The 21,847-nt window shown below is 63.2% G+C and carries 14 protein-coding genes; 6 read left to right on the forward strand and 8 right to left on the reverse strand.

Annotated elements, in window-relative coordinates; genetic code table 11:
* Positions 1-32: 32 nt before the first annotated feature.
* The 3 genes from DOM54_RS02375 (at position 33) to DOM54_RS02385 (ending at position 5,646) form a co-directional block, all read left to right on the forward strand.
* On the forward strand, positions 33-434 hold the full coding sequence (locus tag DOM54_RS02375; RefSeq protein WP_110714803.1) for an ExbD/TolR family protein: 402 nt from the start codon (positions 33-35) through the stop codon (positions 432-434).
* A 500-nt stretch (positions 435-934) separates the two neighbouring features.
* A complete protein-coding gene (locus tag DOM54_RS02380; protein ID WP_206018982.1) occupies positions 935-3,433 on the forward strand; it encodes a TonB-dependent receptor in 2,499 nt (832 codons plus the stop codon).
* A gap of 77 nt (positions 3,434-3,510) precedes the next feature.
* On the forward strand, positions 3,511-5,646 hold the full coding sequence (locus DOM54_RS02385; RefSeq protein WP_110714804.1) for a M13 family metallopeptidase: 2,136 nt from the start codon (positions 3,511-3,513) through the stop codon (positions 5,644-5,646).
* A 97-nt stretch (positions 5,647-5,743) separates the two neighbouring features.
* Here DOM54_RS02385 and DOM54_RS02390 read toward each other — a convergent pair whose 3' ends face one another.
* Both DOM54_RS02390 and DOM54_RS02395 read right to left on the reverse strand, forming a co-directional pair.
* Entirely contained in the window at positions 5,744-9,211 is a 3,468-nt protein-coding gene (locus tag DOM54_RS02390) for a hypothetical protein (RefSeq protein WP_110714805.1), read from the reverse strand.
* A 283-nt stretch (positions 9,212-9,494) separates the two neighbouring features.
* Positions 9,495-10,802 carry an OmpP1/FadL family transporter gene (locus DOM54_RS02395; protein WP_110714806.1) on the reverse strand — a complete coding sequence of 436 codons (1,308 nt, stop codon included), beginning with the start codon at positions 10,800-10,802 and terminating at the stop codon, positions 9,495-9,497.
* Between the two features lie 314 nt (positions 10,803-11,116).
* Here DOM54_RS02395 and DOM54_RS02400 point away from each other — a divergent pair, with 314 nt between their 5' ends.
* The 3 genes from DOM54_RS02400 to DOM54_RS02410 all read left to right on the forward strand — a co-directional run bounded on the left by DOM54_RS02400 (position 11,117) and on the right by DOM54_RS02410 (position 14,627).
* Positions 11,117-11,560: a MerR family transcriptional regulator gene (locus tag DOM54_RS02400; RefSeq protein WP_110714807.1), complete on the forward strand. Its 444-nt coding sequence runs from the start codon at positions 11,117-11,119 to the stop codon at positions 11,558-11,560.
* The gene (locus DOM54_RS02405) at positions 11,557-14,082 is read left to right on the forward strand and encodes a heavy metal translocating P-type ATPase (protein WP_240613734.1); all 2,526 of its coding nucleotides are present in this window, start codon (positions 11,557-11,559) and stop codon (positions 14,080-14,082) included. Before DOM54_RS02400 ends, DOM54_RS02405 begins: the two co-directional genes overlap by 4 nt.
* A 110-nt stretch (positions 14,083-14,192) precedes the next feature.
* A complete protein-coding gene (locus DOM54_RS02410; RefSeq protein ID WP_110714808.1) occupies positions 14,193-14,627 on the forward strand; it encodes a VOC family protein in 435 nt (144 codons plus the stop codon).
* 39 nt (positions 14,628-14,666) lie between these two features.
* Here DOM54_RS02410 and DOM54_RS02415 read toward each other — a convergent pair whose 3' ends face one another.
* The 6 genes from DOM54_RS02415 to DOM54_RS02440 all read right to left on the reverse strand — a co-directional run bounded on the left by DOM54_RS02415 (position 14,667) and on the right by DOM54_RS02440 (position 21,847).
* Complete coding sequence (locus tag DOM54_RS02415; RefSeq protein WP_110714809.1) at positions 14,667-15,278, reverse strand: YitT family protein; 612 nt, start codon at positions 15,276-15,278, stop codon at positions 14,667-14,669.
* 375 nt (positions 15,279-15,653) lie between these two features.
* Positions 15,654-17,459 carry a single-stranded-DNA-specific exonuclease RecJ gene (locus tag DOM54_RS02420; protein ID WP_110714810.1) on the reverse strand — a complete coding sequence of 602 codons (1,806 nt, stop codon included), beginning with the start codon at positions 17,457-17,459 and terminating at the stop codon, positions 15,654-15,656.
* Between the two features lie 7 nt (positions 17,460-17,466).
* Entirely contained in the window at positions 17,467-18,087 is a 621-nt protein-coding gene (locus DOM54_RS02425) for a glutathione S-transferase family protein (protein WP_110714811.1), read from the reverse strand.
* A gap of 51 nt (positions 18,088-18,138) precedes the next feature.
* Positions 18,139-19,527 carry a threonine synthase gene (gene thrC, locus DOM54_RS02430; RefSeq protein ID WP_110714812.1) on the reverse strand — a complete coding sequence of 463 codons (1,389 nt, stop codon included), beginning with the start codon at positions 19,525-19,527 and terminating at the stop codon, positions 18,139-18,141.
* Positions 19,528-19,606: 79 nt separating this feature from the next.
* Positions 19,607-20,923, reverse strand: a complete 1,317-nt coding sequence (locus DOM54_RS02435) for a homoserine dehydrogenase (RefSeq protein ID WP_110714813.1) — start codon at positions 20,921-20,923, stop codon at positions 19,607-19,609.
* 177 nt (positions 20,924-21,100) lie between these two features.
* On the reverse strand, positions 21,101-21,847 hold the full coding sequence (locus tag DOM54_RS02440; RefSeq protein ID WP_110714814.1) for a DsbC family protein: 747 nt from the start codon (positions 21,845-21,847) through the stop codon (positions 21,101-21,103).

The raw sequence follows: 21,847 nt of genomic DNA on the forward strand, positions 1-21,847 counted from the left end.
GCCTCAATCCGTTCATGAAAAGGTAATGTGAAATGGCTTTTTCCAGTCACGACGACGATGAAGTTCTCAGCGAGATGAATGTCACCCCACTGGTCGATGTGATGCTCGTTCTACTGGTGGTTTTCATCGTCACCGCACCGCTCATGACCAATGCCGTACACGTCAACCTGCCCAAGACAGGGGCGGTCGCGCCCCCCGAGGCCAGGGAGCCAATGGTCGTGAGCGTCGATGCCGATGGCGCTTATTTCATTGGCAAAAAGGAGTACAGCTTCGAAGACCTGGAGCAGGCGCTCGTCCAGGCCCATGACGACAATCCCGATCAGGCTGTACAGCTACAGGCGGATGAAGGAGTGGAGTACGGCACCGTCGCCAAGGCCATGGCGGCGCTGGAGCGTTCTGGTATCCAGAAGGTTGCCGTTCTCACCCAGCAGTGATCTCCAAAGATTGCCTGGGATACACCGCCTCGCGACGCTCGGGACGCCTGCCTGGCGTGATTCGTTTCACTGAAAAGGGAGAATAGACACTCAACGACAACAATCGCGTAGAGCCCCCGAATAACAGCCATTGAACGTCGAATACCAACAACTGCTATTCAAGGAACACCCTGATAATGACAACGCCAAAAATTTGGGATGCCAAGCATCCCAGGGAATCTCTTTGCTCAAAATCCGGCTGGCGACTCTCGATGATGCGACCGGCCCTGTGGCAAAGGTCTTCACTACTGGTGTCGACCTGCCTGATTCTTGCCGCGGCGGCACCACTGGCCATGGCACAGAGCAGTGACGATGACTATGTCGCCCCGCCGGCCGGTGCATCCGACGAGATTGCCGAGCCGGCAGCGGCAGCGCCTGCCGAAGCGGGACCCGCTGCGGCTGCCGCCCCTGCCGCGGCCGTCGCGGCGCCCGCAGCGGCACCGACTCAGGATCTCGGCCGGATGGAAGTGACCGGTTCGGCAATTGCCCGGACCGATGCCGAGACTGCCGTCCCGGTAACGATCATCGAGGCTGAAGAGATGCGGCAGCAGGGCATTACTTCAACCGCACAACTGCTTTCGCAAATTTCGGCCAACGACACGAGCTACGGGCCTGGGTTTGGTACAGGCACGGCCATTACCGGCGGAGCCAGTTTCGCCAACCTGCGCGGTATCGGCACGGACAAGACACTGGTGCTGCTGAACGGTCGCCGACTGGCCAACAACTCGCTGGACGGCAGTGCCGTCGACCTCAACTCGATTCCTTTCGGTGCCATCGAGCGCGTCGAGGTCCTGCGTGATGGCGCCTCGGCAATCTACGGAACCGATGCCATTGGCGGGGTCATCAACTTCATCACCAAGAAAAATCTTACTGGTGGAAATGTTGAACTCGGCTATGACGCGCCCACCCATAGTGGTGGTGGCGATAGCGGCGACATCAGCGCGACCTGGGGTAACGGCGATCTCGAGAAAGACGGTTTCAACATCATGGGATCGATGCGATACCGCAAGCAGGATGACGTCGACTACACCGACCGTGGCAGTATCCGCCAGATCTATGATCCTGCGCGCGGTATCAACGGCACGTCCTCTTTCGCTTATCCTGGTAATTATTATCAGGGCGGCGTGGCGGGCAACCCGCTTGCCGGAGAGGGGTGTGACGGAGAAGGATTGGTCGATACCGGCGGCGGCACCTGTACCTATGACTACGGTCGGTACGGGCAAATCCAGCAGAAGACGGAGAACACCTCGCTTTACACTCGAGCCGCTGCCAAGCTGGCAGAGAACCACACGGCCTCCCTCTCCTACCTGTGGTCACGAAATAAAAACACCTCACTGAGCGCGCCATCACCGACTTCCGGTGGTCCGGTCATTCAGCCCGGAACCCCATTCTATCCGAACGATCCCGCGCTCGATCCAACCCAACCGATCGACGTACGGTGGCGTGGCATCCCCGCTGGCCCCCGTGTGACCGACAACACCATCGACGCCCAGCGTCTGGTACTGGATTTCACCGGCGATTTCTCCGGGTTCAACTACGATAGCGCCGTTTCCTGGAACCGCAGTGATACTGACCTGAACTATCGCAGCGGCTATCTCGACGACAATGACCTACAAGACGCTTTCAATAATGGACTGATCGATCCGTTCTCCACCGACCCGCTGACTGCTGCCGGCCGACAGGCCCTGGCGGATGCCGAGGCCAGTGGACTGGTATGGACCGCCCAGAACGATGTCTACGCCTGGGACGGTAAACTCAGTCGTGAGATCGGCGACTGGTTCGGGGCCGGCTCCTCGGCCATCGCCGTCGGCGCCGACTACCGCCACGAGCGACTGAAGCTCGAGACCGATCCCGACGTAGCCTCTCGTGCGACCAGTGGCGGACTCTCGCCAGATGCATCGATCAACGAGAGCCGTGACGTCAAAGGTATCTACACTGAACTGAACGTGCCCATCATCGACGGGCTCGAGGTCACGGCGGCAGTGCGCTATGACGATTACAGCGATGTGGGCGATACCACCAATCCCAAGATCTCCTTCCGCTGGCAACCCTTCCAGCAACTGCTGGTTCGAGGGGCCTATAGCGAAGGCTTTCGCGCACCGTCGCTCTACGAGCTCTATGATCCCGCCGCGCAAACGTTCTCGCCAGGCGGCCTCAATGATCCAAGACTTTGCCCCGGGGGCTCGCCCGCCAACGGCGGCGTCGCCAGTCGTGACTGTAACACCCAGTTCCTGGAGGAGCAGGGTGGCAATGAGGACCTGAAACCGGAAGAGGCCAAGAACTGGACTCTCGGCTTCGTCTATCAGCCGTTTCAGAGCTTCTCGGCGGGTCTGGACTTCTGGTGGGTCGAGATCGAGAACGAGGTTGCCCTGCCGACTTCCGATTACGTTATCGCCAACGAGCCTGACACCATCATTCGTAACGACGATGGGTCAATCGACTACATCCCGGTTCGCTATCAAAACCTTGGCACCACCAAGACCAACGGTGTCGACGTGTCGGCGAACTACCGACTGCCGACAAGCTACGGCTTCTTTACGGTGGGCTACACCGGCACCTACGTCGATCGCTATGACTTCCAGGAAACGCCAGATGGCGATTACGTCAGCCGCGTCGGACACTACCGCGCCGGCTACGGCACGATCTTTCGCTGGAAGCACAAGCTTTCCGTCAACTGGAACAAGGGCCACTGGGGGGCCGGTGTAATCAACCACTACATGACGGGTTATGACGACTACGATACCTCCACTAACAGTGAAGTCGGTTCCTACACGACTTGGGACGCACTGGGTTCGTATGCTTTCACCGCCGGCCCGACAGTTACCGTTGGTGTGCGTAACCTGTTCGACCGCGACCCGCCGTTCTCCAACCAGCCGGAAGTTGGCCAGCTCGGCTACGATGCCCGCTATGCCGACGCGCTGGGTCGTACCGTCTACGCCCGTTTCAATTACGCTTTCTGACGGGCAACGCGTTCCTTAACGATCGATTGCCGCTGCCTCATGCAGCGGCTTTTTTTCACCCGAACTACCGAGACGTCATGACTGATAGAGACTTCCTGCCACCGTCGGCGATCCGCTGCGCCATCATGCTTCTGATGATCGCCGGCACCTCCGGTTCGAGCGTCTTCGCCGTTGGCAATCCGGGCGAATCAACAGCCTCGACAGCGCCGAGCACATCTGCGCCTTCCCACGCGTCGGCATCGGCCACCGCCTCTGCCGCGCTAGGAAGCTGGGGCGTCGACCTGAGCGCCCGCGACACCAGCGTCGCCCCTGGCGACGACTTCTACCACTACGTCAACGGGGGGTGGCTGGCGCGCACGCCGATCCCGGCCGATCGCACCAACTACGGCGCCTTTACCGCGCTGGCAGACCGGGCCGAGCAGCAGGTGCATGACATCCTCCGCCAGCTCGACGATGCCAATACGCCGCCGAATTCACCCCAGCAGCGCCTCGGCGATCTCTACCACGCCTGGATGGACGAGGGCGCCATCGAGGCCAAGGGCCTCTCGCCGATGATGCCGGACCTGACACGCCTGGCGGCAATCGAGAGCAAGGCGGGTCTGGCTCGGTTCAGCGCCGACAGTCGTCTTGGCGTGCCGACCATCGCCACCCTGGGCGTCGATATCGACGTGAAGGCGCCGGATCGCTATATCGCCTATCTCTCGCAGATCCCGCTGGCTCTCCCCACGCGGGACTACTACCTCGGCGACGATCCGCGCTTCGACGCGATTCGCCAGGCCTATCTCGGCTACATCGGCAGGCTGCTCACACTGGCGAGGCAGCCCCATCCCCGGCAGAGCGCACAGCGCATCCTCGAACTGGAAACCGCCATGGCGGAGATCGAGTGGGCGCCGGCGAAACAACGGGATCGCGACCTGACCTACAATCCGTTGCCGTTGGATCGACTCGACGACTATGCTCCCGGTTTTCCCTGGCAGGCATGGCTCTCGGCCAGCGGTCTTGCCGGTCAGCCCCAGGTCGTGCTCGCGGAGAATACCGCCATTCGCGGCCTGGCACGGCTCTACGACGAAACGCCGCTGTCGACGCTCAAGACCTATGCGACGTTCCGACTGCTGGATGCCAACAGCCCGTATCTCTCCAGCGACTTCAGCCAGACGCATTTCGATTTCCACGGCCAGCGTCTCTCCGGCCAGCCGGAGCAGCGCGAGCGCTGGAAGCGCGGCGTATCGCTGATCAACGACTTCCTGGGCCAGGCTGCCGGCAAGCTCTACGTGATGCTGCACTTCCCGCCCCAGTCCAAGCGCGAAATGGAGACACTGGTCGCCAATCTCGAAGACGCCTATCGCGATCGTCTGCAACACCAGGCGAGCTGGATGACCGACCGGACCCGTCAGCGGGCTCTGGAGAAGCTCGACGCCTTCACCGCCAAGATCGCCTATCCCGATCGATGGGAGAGCTTCGCCGGGATGACCATTCGTGCCGACGATCTCTACGGCGACGTCGGAGCGGCACGCCAGTGGCACTGGCAGGATGATCTGGCCAAGCTCGGCGGTCCGGTGGACCGGGACGAGTGGTTCATGACCCCGCAGACCGTCAACGCTTACTATGCACCGTCACGCAACGAGATCGTCTTTCCGGCGGCGATCCTGCAACCGCCCTTCTTCGATCCCAACGCCGATCCGGCGGTGAACTACGGCGGCATCGGCGCGGTGATCGGTCATGAGATGAGCCACGGTTTCGACGACCAGGGCCGCAAGTCGGACGGTACCGGCATGCTGACCGACTGGTGGACGCCGACCGACGCCGCGCATTTCGACCAACTGGCCGAGCGCCTCGGGCAACAGTATGCGGAGTACCAACCGATACCGGGTTATTCGCTCAATCCGCAGTTGACGATGGGGGAGAACATCGGCGATCTCGGAGGCGTGAACATCGCCCTGAGCGCCTATCATCGCTCGCTCGATGGCGAAACCGCACCAGTCATTGACGGCTTCACCGGCGACCAGCGCTTCTTCCTGGCCTGGGGCCAGGTCTGGCGGCGCCTGATGCGCGAGGAGGAGATGATCAATCGGGTCCAGAGCGATCCCCACTCGCCGTCGCAGTTCCGGGTCAACGGCATCGTGCGCAACATGGATGCGTGGTACGACGCCTTCGATGTCGTGCCCGGCAACGACCTCTACCTGCCGACCGAAAAGCGGGTGGTGATCTGGTAGCCTCGGTTCGGATGGAAGAAAAGCAGCCCGAGCGACACCTCCCGGCCAGATGGCCGGGAGGTGAGTCCGTCAGCTTGCGTCGAGTGGCTGCCCGATCTCAGGCGCGCCGCTCGACGCCGATCGTCTCGAGCCAAGCGTTGAGATCCTTGGTACTGATCTTGCCGTCGCTGCCATCGCTTTTCTTGAAGGTATCGAGCACCGCGAACAGCCCCTGGTCCTCGGATAGCAGTGTCGCCGCTTCCTGTTCGCTTTCGTCGCGATCCTTGTCGTCGGCGAACTTCTCGAGATCATCGCGGCTGACGATATCGTCCTTGCCGTTCCAGTCGTCCCAACTGTTGATCGCCACTGTCAGCGCCTCCTCGTTGTCACGATAGAAATCGATGTCGTAATCTCCCACGACCGAGGCCTGACGATAGCCATCCAGGTCACCTTCACCAATGGTGGCAAACCAGTCGTCGAAATCTTTCGTACTGATCTTGCCGTCGCCGTTGCCGCCTTTCTGAAAGGTGTCCAGGGCGTTGAAGAATCCCTCGTTCTCGAGCAGGAAACGCGCCGCATCATGCTCGGCATCGCTCCTGCCGCCATCGTCGACGATCTTCTGAAGATTCGTCCGACTGACGATATCGTCCTTGCCGTTCCAGTCATTCCAGCGCTCGGCGATCGTCTGGAGTTCAGCCGAGTGATCCTGCAAGAACGCGGAACCATAATCGTTGGCCGCCGCTGTCTGTCGATACTCCTCCACGCTGTCCTTGCCGAGCTCTCCCAGCCAGGTGTCGAGATCGTTGGTGCTGATCTTGGCGTCACCGTCTCCGCCGTGTTTCAACGAGTCCAACCCGTCGTAGAAGCCGTTCTCGTCAAGCAGGAACTGTGCAGCGTCCTGCTCCTCCTGACTCTTTCCCTCGTCCGCCACGATATCCCGAAGATCATCTCGGCTGACGATGGCATCGCTGCCGTTCCAGTCGTCCCACACGGCGGCGATGGTGTCGATTTCTGCTTTATGGGCATCAAAGAAATCCTTGCCATAGAGCGTCATCATCGCGTCCATGCGGGAGTTTCGCCGCAGCTCGTCGGTGCCCAAGCCCTCGTCGCCCGCCTCCATATCGGTGTCGCTCCAGGGGCGCCAGTCGTCGGTCTTGCTGATATGGTCCTTGCCGGTCTGCCGCGTGGTGCCACCGGTGAGATGTTTCTCCCACAGATTTTCGGTGCCAGGATCGCCGTCCTTGTGCAGATGGGGCGCCAGCCGGGAGAGCGAGCTGCCGTGTTCGCCCTCGGTATCCTGAAAGTGCTGCCACTCCTTCGACTGATAGTCGAAGATCGACTGGTCGTCGGGCGAGTCCCGCCCGCCGTACATGTAGGACTCGTAGCGGGCGAACTCGAGCTTGTCGCCCCAATCCTCCTCGGTCACGCCGTACTCGGAGAGATCCTTGAAGAACTCTCCCTGGGAGTCGGTCAGCTTCTGCATTTTCTGATGATTGATCGCTTCGGCGATCAGCGTTCCGGCGACGCCGAAGATGGTGCCGACGACGCCCAGGATGGGACCAGCCACGCGCGCCCCCATGAAGATCCCGCTCATCACGCGGGTACCGATACCACCGAGATTGGCGGCGAGATTGCTGCCGCTGGGCGCAAACATCGACACCGTGTTGGCAAGCGCCATGCCGGTGGTCGAGGAACCCAGCCCGATCTGAATACCGGCGCCAGCCTTTTCCAAGGCCGTATCGGCATCCTTGAGCTTCTTGACGCCGGTGACGAGATCCATGACGCCACCGGTGATGTCCAGCCCCGCCCCCCCCATGAAGCGCAGATACGAGCGCCCGACCTTCTTCGCAATATCGGTGCCAGAGGACCTGGTACCGGTGTCGATCATCTGGTTGCCCAGGTTTTCCGCCAGCTTGTCGAAGTTTCTTCGCCCGTTCTCATCGAGATCGTCGAGTGGAATGCCCTGATTGCCGAGACTCCGAGACCCGTTATCCACGCGCAGGCTGATGTTTTCGGCGAAGAGATCGGCTTTGACATCGGCACCGGATTTCCAGATATCCGGGAAGTTGTCACCCAGCAGCCCAAGCCAGGCGGTCGCATTGGCGCGCGGCATGCCACCTTCGATGCCGGGCACCTCGCGCTTCCCGCCCAGCGTCTCGATGAGATTCGAACCGAACTTGGCAAAATCGTTGCCGAAACTGAGCGCGCCCACCAGATCGCGGACGGCGCCTACCCGCTCATCGGTGGTCATCTCGTCCCAACCGCCGTTGGATATCTGCATGCCACCGCTGATCAGGCTCATCATCCCGCTCATGGCACCCAGCGTACCGCTGGAGCTGGCCGAATCGAGAACCTTCTTGAAAGTTCCTTTTTCCGCCTCCGGCAGCGCGGTCAGGTTGTCATTGACGATCTTCTGGAACAGCTTGTTCTTTTCCGCCTGGCTAATACCCGGCCGGTTGGTGACCTCAGTCGCCAGGCGCAGGGATTCGGCGAGTTTCTTGTGCTCGCCCGCCGACAGATTGGATAGGGAAGACTTGAACGATTCCAGGTCGCGATTCAGGGTCTGATAGGCATTGTAGGACTTGTCGGTCTTGTCCAGGTGCTGAAGCGCGCTGTTGATACCCCCCTGCACGATATCGATGGTGTCACGCAGTCCCGTGCTGACATTTTCGGCATCCACCGAGTCGGGATTTTCCATGTAGCCATCGAGCTGATGGGTCATCATGTTCTGGTCGAAGGTCTGCTTCCGGTCCTTGTAGCGATCCGGCTCCAGCGCCTGCAGGGCTTCGAAGTAGTTGTCGACTTCAGCCTGAATCCCGTCCGAAAGCGCCTCGTCGTCCGTCGCTTCCGCCTTCTCCTTCATCGCAATGACGTAATCCTCGAAATCGAGGTTGGCCTTGCCGTCGGCGTCGAACAGCGCTTCGTTGACCTTGTCGCTGATCGCCTCACGCTTGTCGTCGGGGACGCTCTCGATAGCCCCCTGCAGCGAATCGTCATAGCGCTTGCTGATACTCTCCTTCTGCATCAGCTCGGATATCTGCTTGGCCAGTTCGTCCTCGTCGATGATCGCCTTGGCATCGTCACCGGTGAGATGTGTCGGCTCCGTCTGTGTCTGCCGATAGGTCGAACCGCCGGACTCGATCAGCTCGACGTAGCCGTAGAGATCGTAGCCATGATCGGTGGCCCCCTGAGCATCGATCAGATCGACCAGCTTCGCTTCGTCCGAGTCTTCGCCAAGTTTGCCGCTCTTGACGTCATCGCGGATCCCCTGGATGAAATCCTCGGCGGCTTTCTGCCCCACCGTCTTGTGGTTGCCGTCATCGTCCGTGTCATCGACCTCGGCCTCCATCAGGCCGTCGCCGGTGAAATCCGGGATATCGTGCTTGTCGCGTATCTGCTCGGCGCTCAGTGAGGTATCGGAGGCCTGCTCGGGCTTATCCGCATCGCCGGTCTCTGTTGCCTCGCCGTTGGTCTTGTCCGAGGCGATGGCGCTGACCAGCGTCGACAGCCACCGCGGAGAGCCGGCCGCTGCGCCAGTGGTATCTGGTGTCTCGATTTCGCGATCTGAGTTAACGGCGGGGGCCATCGATAGTCTCCTGAACGGGAAGGGAAGCCTGAATCGGCCGACTGGACACCATTCAGTATCTCGCCTCCCCATGGCCCAGACAGGGTGAATGAGTGACTAATTTTTTTATTGTGTAACGATTCGGAAACGACTGACGACAGTTGTGCATCTCCAAGGACTCGAGTGACCGATTGCCGACGTCGATACGCCGCCAGACGGTCACGCCCCCCATCACGCGAAGACCCCGGCCAAGGCCGGGGTCGCATTGTGGTAGAACGGGAGCGTCGACAGACGAACCTGGGTCCTAGAAGCGATAGGTCGCCTGCACGCCGAACAGGTTGAGCGAGTTGTCGTATTCGGCCTGATAGGAGGTGCCGTTCTCGTCCTGAAGGTCGACGTCGGCGCGATCTTCCCAGATGTAGCTGTAGGCGGCGTCGATGGTCAGGTCGGGGATCGGCGTCCAGCCGGCGCCGATCGAGACCAGGGTCCGGTCAGCCGTGGGTACGCGTGGGCTGCGGTGGGCATCCTTGACCGGCGACTGGTCGTAGGCGATACCGCCACGCAGGGTCCAGGCCGAATTGAGCTGGTAGGCGAGGCCGGCGGCGTACTGCCAGGTATCGCGGTAGTCCTGCTGCTCGTTGATATCCAGCCCCAATTCATTGTCGACCACCAACTGGTCAAAGCGGCTCCAGCGGATATAGGTCGCCCCGGCCATCACCGTCCAGCGATCGTCGAGCTGGTGGGTCACCGAGAAGTCGATGGTCTCGGGCAGGGTGATGTTGAGCGAGGCGTCGCCGTCGGCGTTGAGGAAGACCGGGCCACCTGCACCGACCCCGCCGAAGACGTTGGAGGCATCGACGTCGCCGGTGAGATGGTATTCGACCTTGGAGCGATAGGTGAGACCCAGGGTGGTGGACGCCACCGGGCGGTAGATCATGCCGATATTGTAGCCCCAGGCGTCGTCGTTCCCCTTGACGTTGACGGTACCGTCACCGCCGGCGGTCGGGTTGAGCGGGTTGGGCGTCTTGCTCTCCAGCTCCCCCTTGATGTGGTTGTAGGTCACGCCGACCCCGATGGCGAACTTGTCGTTGAAGCGATACGACAGCGTGGGTTGGGCGGTGATGACCTCCAGGTCGCTGTAGTTGCCGAAGTAGCGCCCCTTGAAGTCGTCGCTGTAGTCGGTAACCAGGCCGAACGGGGCATAGACGCCGAGACCGAAGCTCCAGCGGTCGTTGATCGGCTGTACGTAGTAGCCGAATGGCACCGCCTTGTGCGGGATCATGTCACCGTCGCTGCTGCCCCCGGTGTCGACCGCGGCGACACCACCCGGCGTAAGCGCCGGCTGCGTGCCGCTGTCATTGCTGATGTCCGAGCTGGCATCGATGTAGTGGGTACCCGCGGTGACCTGGGCGCGGTCGAGGAACGACATGCCAGCCGGGTTGCCGAAGACGATGGAGCCATCCTGAACGTTGGAGGTGCGTCCGGCCCAGGAGGTACCCTGGCCGCTGACGCTCTGTTCCTGGAGCTGGAAGGCGCCGGCCATGACCTGACCGGAGGCGGCGGCGCTCACCAAGGCGATGGCCAGCGATAGACGACGATAGCGAATGATCATGATTGGTTCCCCTGGACCCAGGAAGCCGCCGCAGCGTCTTGCTCGCCTGTCATGCGGTCGGTGATTCCGTTGTTCTCCAAGCCAATTCCCGGCGAGGGAAAGGCTCGACTTGTCGCTTCCCGTTGTGACGGAATGGCGGTTTAGCGTCAATTAGCAAACGGTCGTTTTAATCGAGTTTTGGGGATTTCTTTGGTCGTAAGACCAACGGCTATAGCCGTTCGACAGTGATGACAAACGCCTGCTGTGATGCCTTGACCCACGGGTAACACCCAGGTTTTAGACTCATGTTCATGACAGCCCCTCGAGGATATCCAATGAAAGTCACCGAACTGGCCCGGGCGGCAGGCGTCACTCCCGAGACGGTGCGCCACTACGCGCGCCAATCTCTGCTGAATCCACGCCGCGACCCTGACAATGGTTACCAGCTGTTCGATCAGCGGGATCTCGAGCGGCTACGGTTCATCCAGCGGGCGCGGACCCTGGGCTTCAGCCTCAAGGAGATCGCCGACATTCTGGAACAGGCGGATCAGGGCGACTCCCCTTGTCCGCTGGTGCGCGACCTGCTGGCCGCCCGTCTGCCCCAGATCCACGCCCGGATTCAGGCACTTCAGGCCCTGGCGGATCGCATGGAGCGGGCCATGGAGGAGTGGGCGAACCTGCCGGACGGCACACCCGACGGCCACAGCATCTGCCGCCTGATCGAGCAGTCGCCCGCAACCGGGGGTGAGTGCCCTGCCACCGCGAGGAGACATCCATGAGCCGCTACTCGTATCGCATCGAGGCCATGCACTGCCAGGGATGCGTCGGCCGGATGCGCAGCGCCGTCCAGGCCGAGGACAAAGATGCCGGCATCAGCGGCGAACCCGACAACAAGCGTCTCGAGGTCGCCAGCAAGCTGCCGCGGGACCGAATCGCCCGAATACTGGCCGAGGCCGGCTACCCTCCGGACGAGGAGATCCCCGGGGAAGCCGATCTCCCGACCTCGTCCGCGGTGGCCAACGAAACGGAGTCGATGTCGGAGGTCGGGCGACAACAACGCCTGTCGATCAGTGGAATGACCTGCGCCGGCTGCGTCAACGCGGTTCAAAAAGCGCTGTCCAGGACGCCGGGCGTGCAGCATGCCCAGGTCAACTTTGCCAGCGAGACGGCCCAGGTCAGCGGCCAGGCCACCACCGCCGACCTGATCGCGGCGGTCGAGCAGGTCGGCTACGGCGCATCACCGATCGAGGACCTCCGCCAGGCTGCCATCAAGCGTCAGCAGAATGCAGACCGTCAGGCACGTCGCCATGCCATCGAATCCGCCGTCAGCCTGGCGCTGGGCGTGCCGATGATGCTGGCGATGTTCGCCCATACCCCGCAACTCGTCGGTGGCGAGCGCTGGATATGGCTAGCGCTGGGGCTTGTCACACTGGGCGTCATGGCGACGGCCGGGCGGCGCTTCTTCGACGGGGCGTGGAAGGCGTTTCGCCATCATCAGGCCAACATGGATACCTTGATCGCCCTGGGCAGCGCGGCGGCCTGGCTCTACTCGATGGCCGTGATCCTGGCCCCCGGCGCCATCCCCGAAGGGTCGCGTCATCTCTATTTCGAGGCCTCGCTGATGATCATTGGCCTGATCGGCGTCGGGCAGACGCTGGAGCTGCGTGCCCGTGGACGCACCAGCCAGGCGCTCTCTCGCCTGCTCGATCTGCAGAGCAAGACGGCCCGGGTGATTCGAGGTGGAGAGGAGCACGACGTCGAGATCGACCAAGTGCAGGTCGACGATCGAATTCGGGTACGCCCCGGCGAGCGCCTCCCGGTCGATGGCAAGGTCGAGGATGGCGAGAGCTTTATCGACGAATCGATGCTCACCGGGGAGCCGGCGCCGGTTCGCAAGGCCCCGGGAGATCTGGTCAGCGCCGGCACCGTCAACGGCAAGGGCGGCTTGATCTACCGCACGACCCACGTCGGTAAAGACACCCGGCTGGGCCGCATCGTCGACCAGGTCTCCCGTGCCCAGGAGTCGCGGCCGCCGATCGGCGCACTGGCAGACAAGGTCTCGGCGATCTTCGTGCCCTGCGTGATGATCATCGCCGTGACCTCGGCGATGATCTGGCTCAATGTCGGTCCACCACCGCAATTCGTGCACATGCTGGTGGCGGCGACCACCGTGCTGATCATTGCCTGCCCCTGCGCACTGGGCCTGGCAACGCCGATCTCGACCATGATCGGGATCGGCAAGGCCGCCGAGTACGGTGTGCTGATTCGCGACGGCGAGGCGCTGCAGACGGCCAGCCACCTGACCACGCTGGTCGTCGACAAGACCGGGACACTGACCGTCGGCAAGCCGAGCGTCACCGACAGTCGCTACTGGCAGGATGAATCCCGCAGCAAGGCCGTGGTAGGTGCCCTGGAGCGCGGCTCGGAGCATCCGCTGGCCGATGCCCTGATGGCCCATGTCGGAGATACCACGGCTGGCCCGGCGCTTCACGACTTCCAGAGCCTGACCGGCCGCGGCGTTGTCGCCACGCTGGACGATGGCAGCCGAGTCTTGCTGGGCAACGCAGCGCTGATGCGGAAGCACGACATCGACCTCGCCGCCGCCGCAGCCGAGGTCGAGAGGTGGCAAGCCGAGGCGACCAACGTGGTCTATCTCGCCGTTGGCGGCCAATTGGCGGCGCTGTTCGCGGTTCGCGATGCGCTGCGTCCTGACAGCCGCCCGGCGATCGCCCGGCTGCAGAAGGAGGGGCTGAAAGTGGTGATGCTCAGTGGTGATAATCGAGCGGCTGCAGAAGCCATCGGCCGCGAAGCGGGGATCGATGACGTGCGCGCCGAGCTGATGCCCGAAGACAAGCAGCGAGTGATCGCCGAGCTACAGCAGGCAGGCGAGCGTGTCGGCATGGTCGGAGATGGTGTCAACGATGCCCCGGCACTGGCCCAGGCCGACGTGGGATTTGCCATCGGCCAGGGCACCGATATCGCCATCGAGAGCGCCGGCATGACGCTGATGCGAAACTCGCTCCACGGCGTCGGTGACGCCATCGCCATCAGCCGCGCAACGCTCTCCAACATCAAGCAGAACCTGTGGGGCGCGTTCGGCTACAACGCATTGGGTATCCCGATCGCCGCCGGTATACTCTACCCGCTCACCGGGCTGCTGCTGTCGCCGATGATCGCGGCACTGGCAATGTCGCTGTCGTCGGTGACGGTGGTCAGCAACGCCAACCGACTACGGCGGTTGCGACCCGGTGGCGCTGAACGCCACCCAAACGAGATCGACGCCAAGGAAGCGACAGCATGACACTTCTGCTCAACACCCTGGGCATTGCGGTGATTCTGTTCATCGTCTGGTGGTTCTGGCTGCGCGGCTGATCGCAGCCAGCCAAGGGCGAAGCCAGCAAGGAGAAAGCGATGACCTCACCCCACCACGCGCCACCGCTGGGCGGCGTCATCGAAAGCGTTCTCTACACGGCCGACATGAAGCGGGCCCGGCACTTCTTCACCCACGTGCTCGGGCTCGAATCTCATCTCGAGGACGAGCGCTTCACGGCCTACCCCACCGGCAACACCATGCTGCTGGTGTTCCAGCAGGGCGAGACCGGCGAGACAGTCCAGCTGCCGGATGACATGGGCACCATCCCGCCTCACGACGGCGAGGGTCGCCAACACCTGGCGCTGGCGATTCCGGCCGAAAGTCTCGACGCCTGGGAGGTGCATCTCGCCGCGCACGGCATTGCGATCGAAGGCCAAACACGCTGGCCGAAAGGAAGCGTGAGTCTCTATTTTCGCGATCCTGACGACCACCTGCTCGAGCTGGTCACACCGGGATTGTGGCCCAACTATTGAACGCCATCGCCGGTCGAGGCGTCTTCCGCACCCGGCCCTTCAACTCTGACTGACCCCGGTGTAGAGCCCCGGGCGGTGGTTGATGGTGAGAATCGCGCCCAGCACCACGGTGCCGACGACCGAGTAGAGCACGTTGGTGACCGGCAGTACGAAGAACGCAGCCAGCATGATCAGGCCGTCCAGCCCCATCTGGACCTTTCCCGCCGGCCAGCCGTAGCGATCCTGCAGATAGACCGCGAGGATGTTGAAGCCGCCGAGACTCCCGCGATGCCGAAACAGGAACAGCACGCCCAGGCCGATCAGGCTTCCCCCCGCCAGCGCCGCGAACAAGGGCTCGACCGCGCCGATCTCCATCCAGCCCGGCAGCATCCAGGATATCCATGACAGCAGCGCCACCGCGCCGAAGGTCTTGAACGTGAAATGGTGACCGATGCGCCGCCAGGCCAGCCAGTAGAACGGCAGGTTGACGAAGAAGAAGACCGGCCCGAAGTTCCATCCGGTGACGTAGGTCACCAGCAGCGCGATCCCCGCGGTACTGCCGATCAGGATGTGAGCATGATGATACAGCGCCAAGCCGAGGGCAGCGCAGGACGCCCCCAGCAGAATGGCCAGCACGTCCTCGTGGGGACGGTGGCGATAGACCCGTTCCATGCGGAACCCCTTGTTGTCGTTTTGCCGCCGGATAGGCAGCCGAATTTAGCGTCGGCGCTTGTGGCGCCTCCGGGGGATTATAACGGCAAGTCTATGAAACGGACGGCAAGAAGTCAGCGGGCATCCCTTGCCCCGGTAAGCCGAGGACACGCGGGACAAATCGGCGAGCGGAGGAACCGGGGGCGGCGAGAAACCACGGGTTTCGAGTCAACCGGAGCCTGTGGGATATCGGTGAGGATCCCGATCGGACCGGCGCCCCGGCACCGCACGACGCAGTGATCCACCGGGGACGCCGAGTTCGCGCAGCCGTTTAGTCAATATTTTCCTAGGCTTTGTACGGAAACTGCCTACGCTCGGTGACTTTTCGTGCAAACCCTAAAGGCGCTCGGCGTGCTCGACCATTAGTTGCAACGACTCGCGCCCCTTCCAGCGGTTGCGGGAAAGCTTGAAGGCGCAGCGCACCCTGTCGCCCAGCGAGATCGGCGCGGCCTCGCCGGGGTTGAGCGCGCGGAACCAGATCGCGCGGCAGACGACCGCGTCGCAGGAGAGTTCGAGCATCAGATGATTGCCCTCGGCGCCCACCGCGCGCAGCTGCTCGACGAAAAATTCACCCTCGAACAGCGGCGCGTCGAACTCACGCCCGTATGGCGCCAGCGCTTCGAGCTCCTCCAACGTCGCAAGGCCCATTTGCGAGGCTGCCAACGGGCCATCGGTCCAGACTACCGGGAACAGCTCCCGTTCGCCGAGCTGTTCCCGCACCGCCTGTAGGAATGCGCGCTGGAACGCGTCCCTCTCGGCCAGAGGTACGCCCACGCCGGCTGCCCCCCGGTGCCCGCCGAAACGCGGCAGGCTCGACGGCGAGAGCTCGTGGGCGCGCTGCAGCGCATCGCGCAGATGCAGGGCGTCGATCGAGCGCCCCGAGCCAGTCAGCATGTCCGGTGTAGTCGCCGGCGTCAGCACCAGCGTCGGCCGGCCGTAGGATTGCACCAGCCGCGAGGCGACGATGCCCTGCACGCCGGCGTGCCCTTCCGGCAGATGGATCACCAGCGCCGGCCAGTTCTCCTCCAGCTGCGGCCTGGCCAGGGCGCGAGCGCTCTCGACCATCTCCGCCTCGAGCGCCTTGCGTGCCTGGTTGTCATCGTCGAGGACCTGAAGATGCTGACGCGCCACGCCGTCCTCTTCCGCCAGCATGAAGTGCAGCGCGGCGTAGGGGTCGTCCAGGCGCGAACGGGCATTGATGCGCGGCCCCATCTGGAACGCCAGGGTCTCGGCGTCGAACGGCACGCTGTCGGCACCGAGGCGCTCGGCCATCACCCGCCAGCAGGCGGACTCCATCCGATTGATCAGCCGCAAGCCGTAAGTCACCACGGCGCGATTGGCGGCGCTCGCCCCCAGCGAGACACAATCGGCCACCGTGCCCAGGGCAACGTAGGAGAGCCAGGGGGCGAGCTTGGGCGTCGACGCGGAGAGCACGCCCTGCTCGATCAGCACCGAGCGGGTCAGCGACATCATCAGCCAGGCGACCATGCAACCGGCGATGGTCTTGTCGGGATAGCCGCAGTCGGGGCGCGTGGGATTGATGGTGGCATAGGCGGAAGTCGGGGGACCCTCCACCGGCAGCGCATGGTGATCGGTCACCACCACGTCGATGCCGGCCTCGCGCAGCCGAGCGATCCGCGGCTCGTCCGAGGAGCCGCAGTCGGCGGTGACCACCAGGCTGGGGCGCGGCTTCAGCGCCAGGGTACGCTCGACCAGCGGCAGACTGATGCCGTAGCCGTCGTTGATTCTATGGCCGATCAGGCTGTGCAGCTTTGTCGACGACACGCCGAACAGCTCGATCATCGAGCGCAGCATCACCACGTGAGACGTGATGCCGTCGACATCGTAGTCGGTCAGAATGCCGATGTGCTCGCCCTCGCTCACCGCCCGCGCGATGCGCTCGGCGCCACGCCTAGCGTCGCAGAGCTGCTCGGGATGGTTGAGGTAGCGCAGCGCCGGCGCGGTCAGCGCCTCCAACGGGCCGTCATGGCCGTGCAGGCGACCGGCGAGAATCCGCGCCTGAAGCTCGGATAGCCCGGCGGTCAGTCCGCGCCGATAGACGCCTTCGTCACGGGGGCGCGGCTGAATGCGGCGACGGGAATGGTCGCGAATCGCCTCGGGCGAAGTCGAAAGGACAGGCATCTGGAACTCAGGTGAGTGCGATCATGACATGCTGGCGATAGGCTGGGCGCGACTGCAGCCGCGCATACCACGCAGCCAGATGCGGCAGGTCGGGACGCTCGATATTCATTTCGAACCACGCGTAGGCGAAGCAGCCCAGCGGGATATCCCCCATCCCCCACTCCGACCCCGATAAAAAGGGCTGTTCGGCCAATGTCCGATCTGCCATGGCGAGTAGCGCAGCGCAGCCGGCGAGTCCTTTTTCGACCGCCTTGTCGTCGCGCTGCCCAGCCGGCAGGCGCACCGTATTCCAGAACACGTCCCGGAAGGGGGATGCCAGCGACGATGTCGTCCAGTCCATCCACTTGTCGGCCTCGGCACGCGCTGCGGGATCGGCGTCATGCAGGGAGTCGCGACCATACTTGGCGCAGAGATAGCGCACGATCACGTTCGATTCCCAAAGTACGAAGTCGCCGTCCTGTAGGCAAGGGATCAGACCGTTGGGATTCATGGCCCGGTAGGCGGGTTCGTCGACCACGCCATGGACGCCGCCCGCATCGATTCGTTCGAAGGGCAGTTCCAGCTCGGCGGCACACCACAACACCTTCTTGACGTTGGTGGAGTTCGCCCGTCCCCATATCTTCAACATGACTATTTCTCCCTGCTGCCCCATACGGCGTTTCGCGCCGTGCGCTTCAGCTCAGCGCCGGTTGTCGGCGACGAACGCCTGCACGGCTTTCAGCTCGGCAGGCAGTACGCTGTAGCGCTCTTCGCGCTCGAGCAGATCATCCATGTGCGGTGGTAGCGGCACGCCGGGAAACCCTGCCTTGACCACCGCCTCGGCGAACTTGGCCGGATGCGCGGTCGCCAGCGTGATCATCGGCGTCACGGCATCGGCACGTGCGCGCTCCGCGGCCCGGTAACCGGTGGCGGTATGCGGGTCGAGCAGCTCCTTGGTGCGATGGTGCGCATCGCGGATCGCCTCGAGGATGGTGTCGTCGTCGACGCTGAAGCTCGAGAACTTCTCGCGCAGCCTGGCCAGAGGCGCGTCCGCCAGCACGGCCGGCTCCTGCTGGAAGCGTTCGAGCAGGTCGCGGACGGCGTCGCCGTCGCGGTCATAGGCATCGAACAGCAACCGTTCGAAATTCGACGACACCACGATATCCATGGACGGTGCCAGCGTCGCCGCCAATTCACGCTTGGAGAAGTCGTTGTCGGCGAGCGTACGGTGGAGAATGTCGTTGGCGTTGGTAGCGATGATGAACTGCTTCACCGGCAGGCCCATCTGACTCGCCATGTAGCCGGCGAAAAGGTTGCCGAAGTTGGCCGAGGGCACGCAGAAGCTGACCTCGCGATGCGGTGCCCCGAGCGCCACGCCGGCGGCCACGTAGTAGACGATCTGAGCCATGATCCGCGCCCAGTTGATCGAGTTGACCGCCACCAGCCGCTCACCGTCGAGGAAGGCCTGGTCGGCGAAGCTCGCCTTGACCATCGCCTGGGCGTCGTCGAAGTTGCCCTCGATGGCGATGTTGAAGACGTTGTCCGCGAGCACCGTGGTCATCTGGCGTCGCTGCACCTCGGAGACCCGGTTGTGCGGATGCAGGATGAAGATGTCGAGGTGGTCGCAGTGGCGACAGCCCTCGATCGCCGCCGAGCCGGTATCGCCGGAGGTGGCGCCCATGATCACCGCCCGTTCCCCGCGCTTGGCCAGGAAGTGGTCGAGGATGCGCCCCAGCAGTTGCAGCGCGACGTCCTTGAACGCCAGCGTCGGTCCGTGGAACAACTCAAGCAGGAAATGGTTGGCATCGAGCTGATTGAGTGGCACGACCGCATCGTGACTGAAGGTCGCGTAGGCATCGCGCACCAGCTCACGGAAGGTCTCGTCATCAATCTCGCCGCCAACGAAGGGCTTCATTACACGGAAGGCGATCTCGGCGTAGGAGAGCCCAGCCATCGAGGCCAGTTCATCGGGCGAGAGCTGCGGCACATCTTCCGGTACGTAGAGGCCACCATCGGAGGCCATGCCGGTCAGCACCACTTCCTCGAAATTCAGCGCCGGCGCCTTGCCGCGCGTACTGATATAACGCATGTTTCACTCCGTGAGTGGCGAGCTTCGAGCCGCGAGTCCCGAGCTGATGTTGCTCGAAGCCCGTGACTCGTGGCTGCGATTATTCCTGCTCGTCCAGCGACTCGACTCGGATTCGCGTCACCGGTCCGGCGATATCGGCCAGCGACTCTAGCTGACGGATCGCCTCGTTCATGTGCTTCTCGCGGGTCCGGTGGGTCAGCAGGATGATCGGCACCAGTTCGCCTTCAGTGGCTTCCTTCTGGATGATCGCCTCGATCGAGATACCCTGCTCGGCGAGGATCGTCGCCACCCGCGCCAGGACGCCGGGGCGATCCACCGCCAGCAACCTCAGATAGTACGCCGTGACGATCTCTTCCATCGGCAGGATCGGCAGCGCGTTGGCCTCGTCGTTGACGCCGCTGAAGGCGAGGTAGGGCACCCGGTAGCTATGGGCGGTGGCGATGTTGCGGGCCACGTCGAGCAGATCGGCAACGACCGCCGAGGCGGTGGGCTCGGCGCCAGCGCCGGCACCGTAATAGAGCGTCGGCCCCACGGCATCGCCCATCACGGCGATGGCGTTCTTGACCCCATGCACATTGGCCAGCAGCCGCTCCTTGGGGATCAACGTCGGATGAACGCGCAGCTCGACGCCGTTGTCGCCACGCCGGGTGATGCCCAGATGCTTGATGGTGTAGCCCAGGTTATCGGCCTGCTCGACGTCTTCGGCAGTGATCCGCGCAATGCCCTCGGTATAGGCGCGATCGAACTGCAGCGGCACGCCGTAGGCGATGGAGGCGAGGATCGTCAGCTTGTGGGCGGCGTCGATACCCTCGACGTCGAAGGTCGGGTCGGCCTCGGCATAGCCCAGCGCCTGGGCTTCGGCGAGGACGTCCTCGAACGCCCGCCCTTCATCGCGCATATGGGTCAGGATGTAGTTGCCGGTACCGTTGATGATGCCGGCAAGCCACTGGATACGGTTGGCGCCGAGACCTTCGCGCAGCGACTTGATCACCGGAATGCCGCCGGCCACGGCCGCTTCGAAGGCGACGATGACCCCCTTCTTGTGGGCCGCGTGAAAGATCTCGTTGCCGTGGACGGCGATCAGTGCCTTGTTGGCGGTGACCACGTGCTTGCCGTTCTCGATCGCCGTCATCACCAGCTCTCGGGCGACGTCATAGCCGCCGATGAGTTCCACCAGCACATCGATATCGGGATTGCGTGCGACCTCGAAGATGTCACGCGTCACCTTGACCCCGGAGGTGTCGCAATCGGGATTGTCACGACGCGCACCCACCTGCTCGATGACGATGGGGCGACCCGCGCGCCGGGCGATCTCGTCGGCGTTGCGCGTCAGAACGTCGAAGGTGCCACCGCCCACGGTGCCCAGCCCGCAGATACCCACTCTCACCGGATCCAAGATGTCGCTCTCCCCTGCTCGATTGTACTGGTCGCATCACCCCACGGAGCGGTGACCGCGGTCGCGGCACCTGTTCTTTGTCGAACGGATTTCATCCACAAAGCGCCCTGAAGGGCGGTCACGGTAGAAAGCCCAGCCCCCCTTGTCAAGCTGACTCGAGGGGATTCACGCCAGGCGTCAGCCGTCGCTGTCGGCATTCACGTCGAGCATCGCCGCCAGGCGCTTCGCCGGCAGGTAGCCGGGTACCATTTTACCGTCGGGAAAGATGATCGCGGGCGTCCCCTGGATACCGGACTCGACACCGAGTCGGTACTGGGACGCAATTGGCGCATCGCAGTTTTTCGGCGCCTCCACCTCGTCACCGCGGAACGCAGCGCTCATCGCCTCGGAACGGTTGTCGGCACACCATACCTGGGCGAGCTGCCGTGCGGCGTCCGAACTGGGTCCCATGCGCGGGAAGGCCAGGTAGTCTACCTCGATTCCCATGTCGTTGAGCTGGGACAGCTCGGCATGCAGCTTGTGACAGTAGGGGCAGGTGGGGTCGGTGAACACGGTGAGCTTGGCCTTGACCTCGCCGGCCGGCTTGTAGATCACCCGCTGGTCCTCGGGAACAGCGTCGACCAGGGCCTTGCGGCGCTGGTTGGCGGCCTGTTCGGTCAGGTTGACCATGCCGTCATCGGCGTTTTCGTAGAGGTCGCCGACGATCAGGTACTGCCCGTCGGCGTCCGAATAGAGCGTGTTACCGCCGCGCAGGCGTACCTCGTAGAGCCCCGGCACCGGCGAGTCGTCGATGGCCTCGATCGGCAGCGGCTGGCCACCGTGGGCATTCAGCTTGTCGGCGAGGTCGGCGGGAGGCTCGGCTAACGCATTCGGCGCCAGAGCCACGCCCACCAGGGCAAGTGCGGACAGTAAACGACTTCTCAT

Origin of the sequence: Salinicola acroporae (assembly GCF_003206615.1) — a bacterium.
In the GTDB taxonomy this organism is placed as follows: domain Bacteria; phylum Pseudomonadota; class Gammaproteobacteria; order Pseudomonadales; family Halomonadaceae; genus Salinicola; species Salinicola acroporae.

Bases quoted from the DNA above. Each gene is read 5' to 3' on its own strand.
- DOM54_RS02375 (WP_110714803.1), top strand. From the start codon at position 33: ATGGCTTTTTCCAGTCACGACGACGATGAAGTTCTCAGCGAGATGAAT.
- DOM54_RS02380 (WP_206018982.1), top strand. From the start codon at position 935: ATGGAAGTGACCGGTTCGGCAATTGCCCGGACCGATGCCGAGACTGCC.
- DOM54_RS02385 (WP_110714804.1), top strand. From the start codon at position 3,511: ATGACTGATAGAGACTTCCTGCCACCGTCGGCGATCCGCTGCGCCATC.
- DOM54_RS02390 (WP_110714805.1), bottom strand. From the start codon at position 9,211: ATGGCCCCCGCCGTTAACTCAGATCGCGAAATCGAGACACCAGATACC.
- DOM54_RS02395 (WP_110714806.1), bottom strand. From the start codon at position 10,802: ATGATCATTCGCTATCGTCGTCTATCGCTGGCCATCGCCTTGGTGAGC.
- DOM54_RS02400 (WP_110714807.1), top strand. From the start codon at position 11,117: ATGAAAGTCACCGAACTGGCCCGGGCGGCAGGCGTCACTCCCGAGACG.
- DOM54_RS02405 (WP_240613734.1), top strand. From the start codon at position 11,557: ATGAGCCGCTACTCGTATCGCATCGAGGCCATGCACTGCCAGGGATGC.
- DOM54_RS02410 (WP_110714808.1), top strand. From the start codon at position 14,193: ATGACCTCACCCCACCACGCGCCACCGCTGGGCGGCGTCATCGAAAGC.
- DOM54_RS02415 (WP_110714809.1), bottom strand. From the start codon at position 15,278: ATGGAACGGGTCTATCGCCACCGTCCCCACGAGGACGTGCTGGCCATT.
- DOM54_RS02420 (WP_110714810.1), bottom strand. From the start codon at position 17,459: ATGCCTGTCCTTTCGACTTCGCCCGAGGCGATTCGCGACCATTCCCGT.
- DOM54_RS02425 (WP_110714811.1), bottom strand. From the start codon at position 18,087: ATGTTGAAGATATGGGGACGGGCGAACTCCACCAACGTCAAGAAGGTG.
- thrC (WP_110714812.1), bottom strand. From the start codon at position 19,527: ATGCGTTATATCAGTACGCGCGGCAAGGCGCCGGCGCTGAATTTCGAG.
- DOM54_RS02440 (WP_110714814.1), bottom strand. From the start codon at position 21,847: ATGAGAAGTCGTTTACTGTCCGCACTTGCCCTGGTGGGCGTGGCTCTG.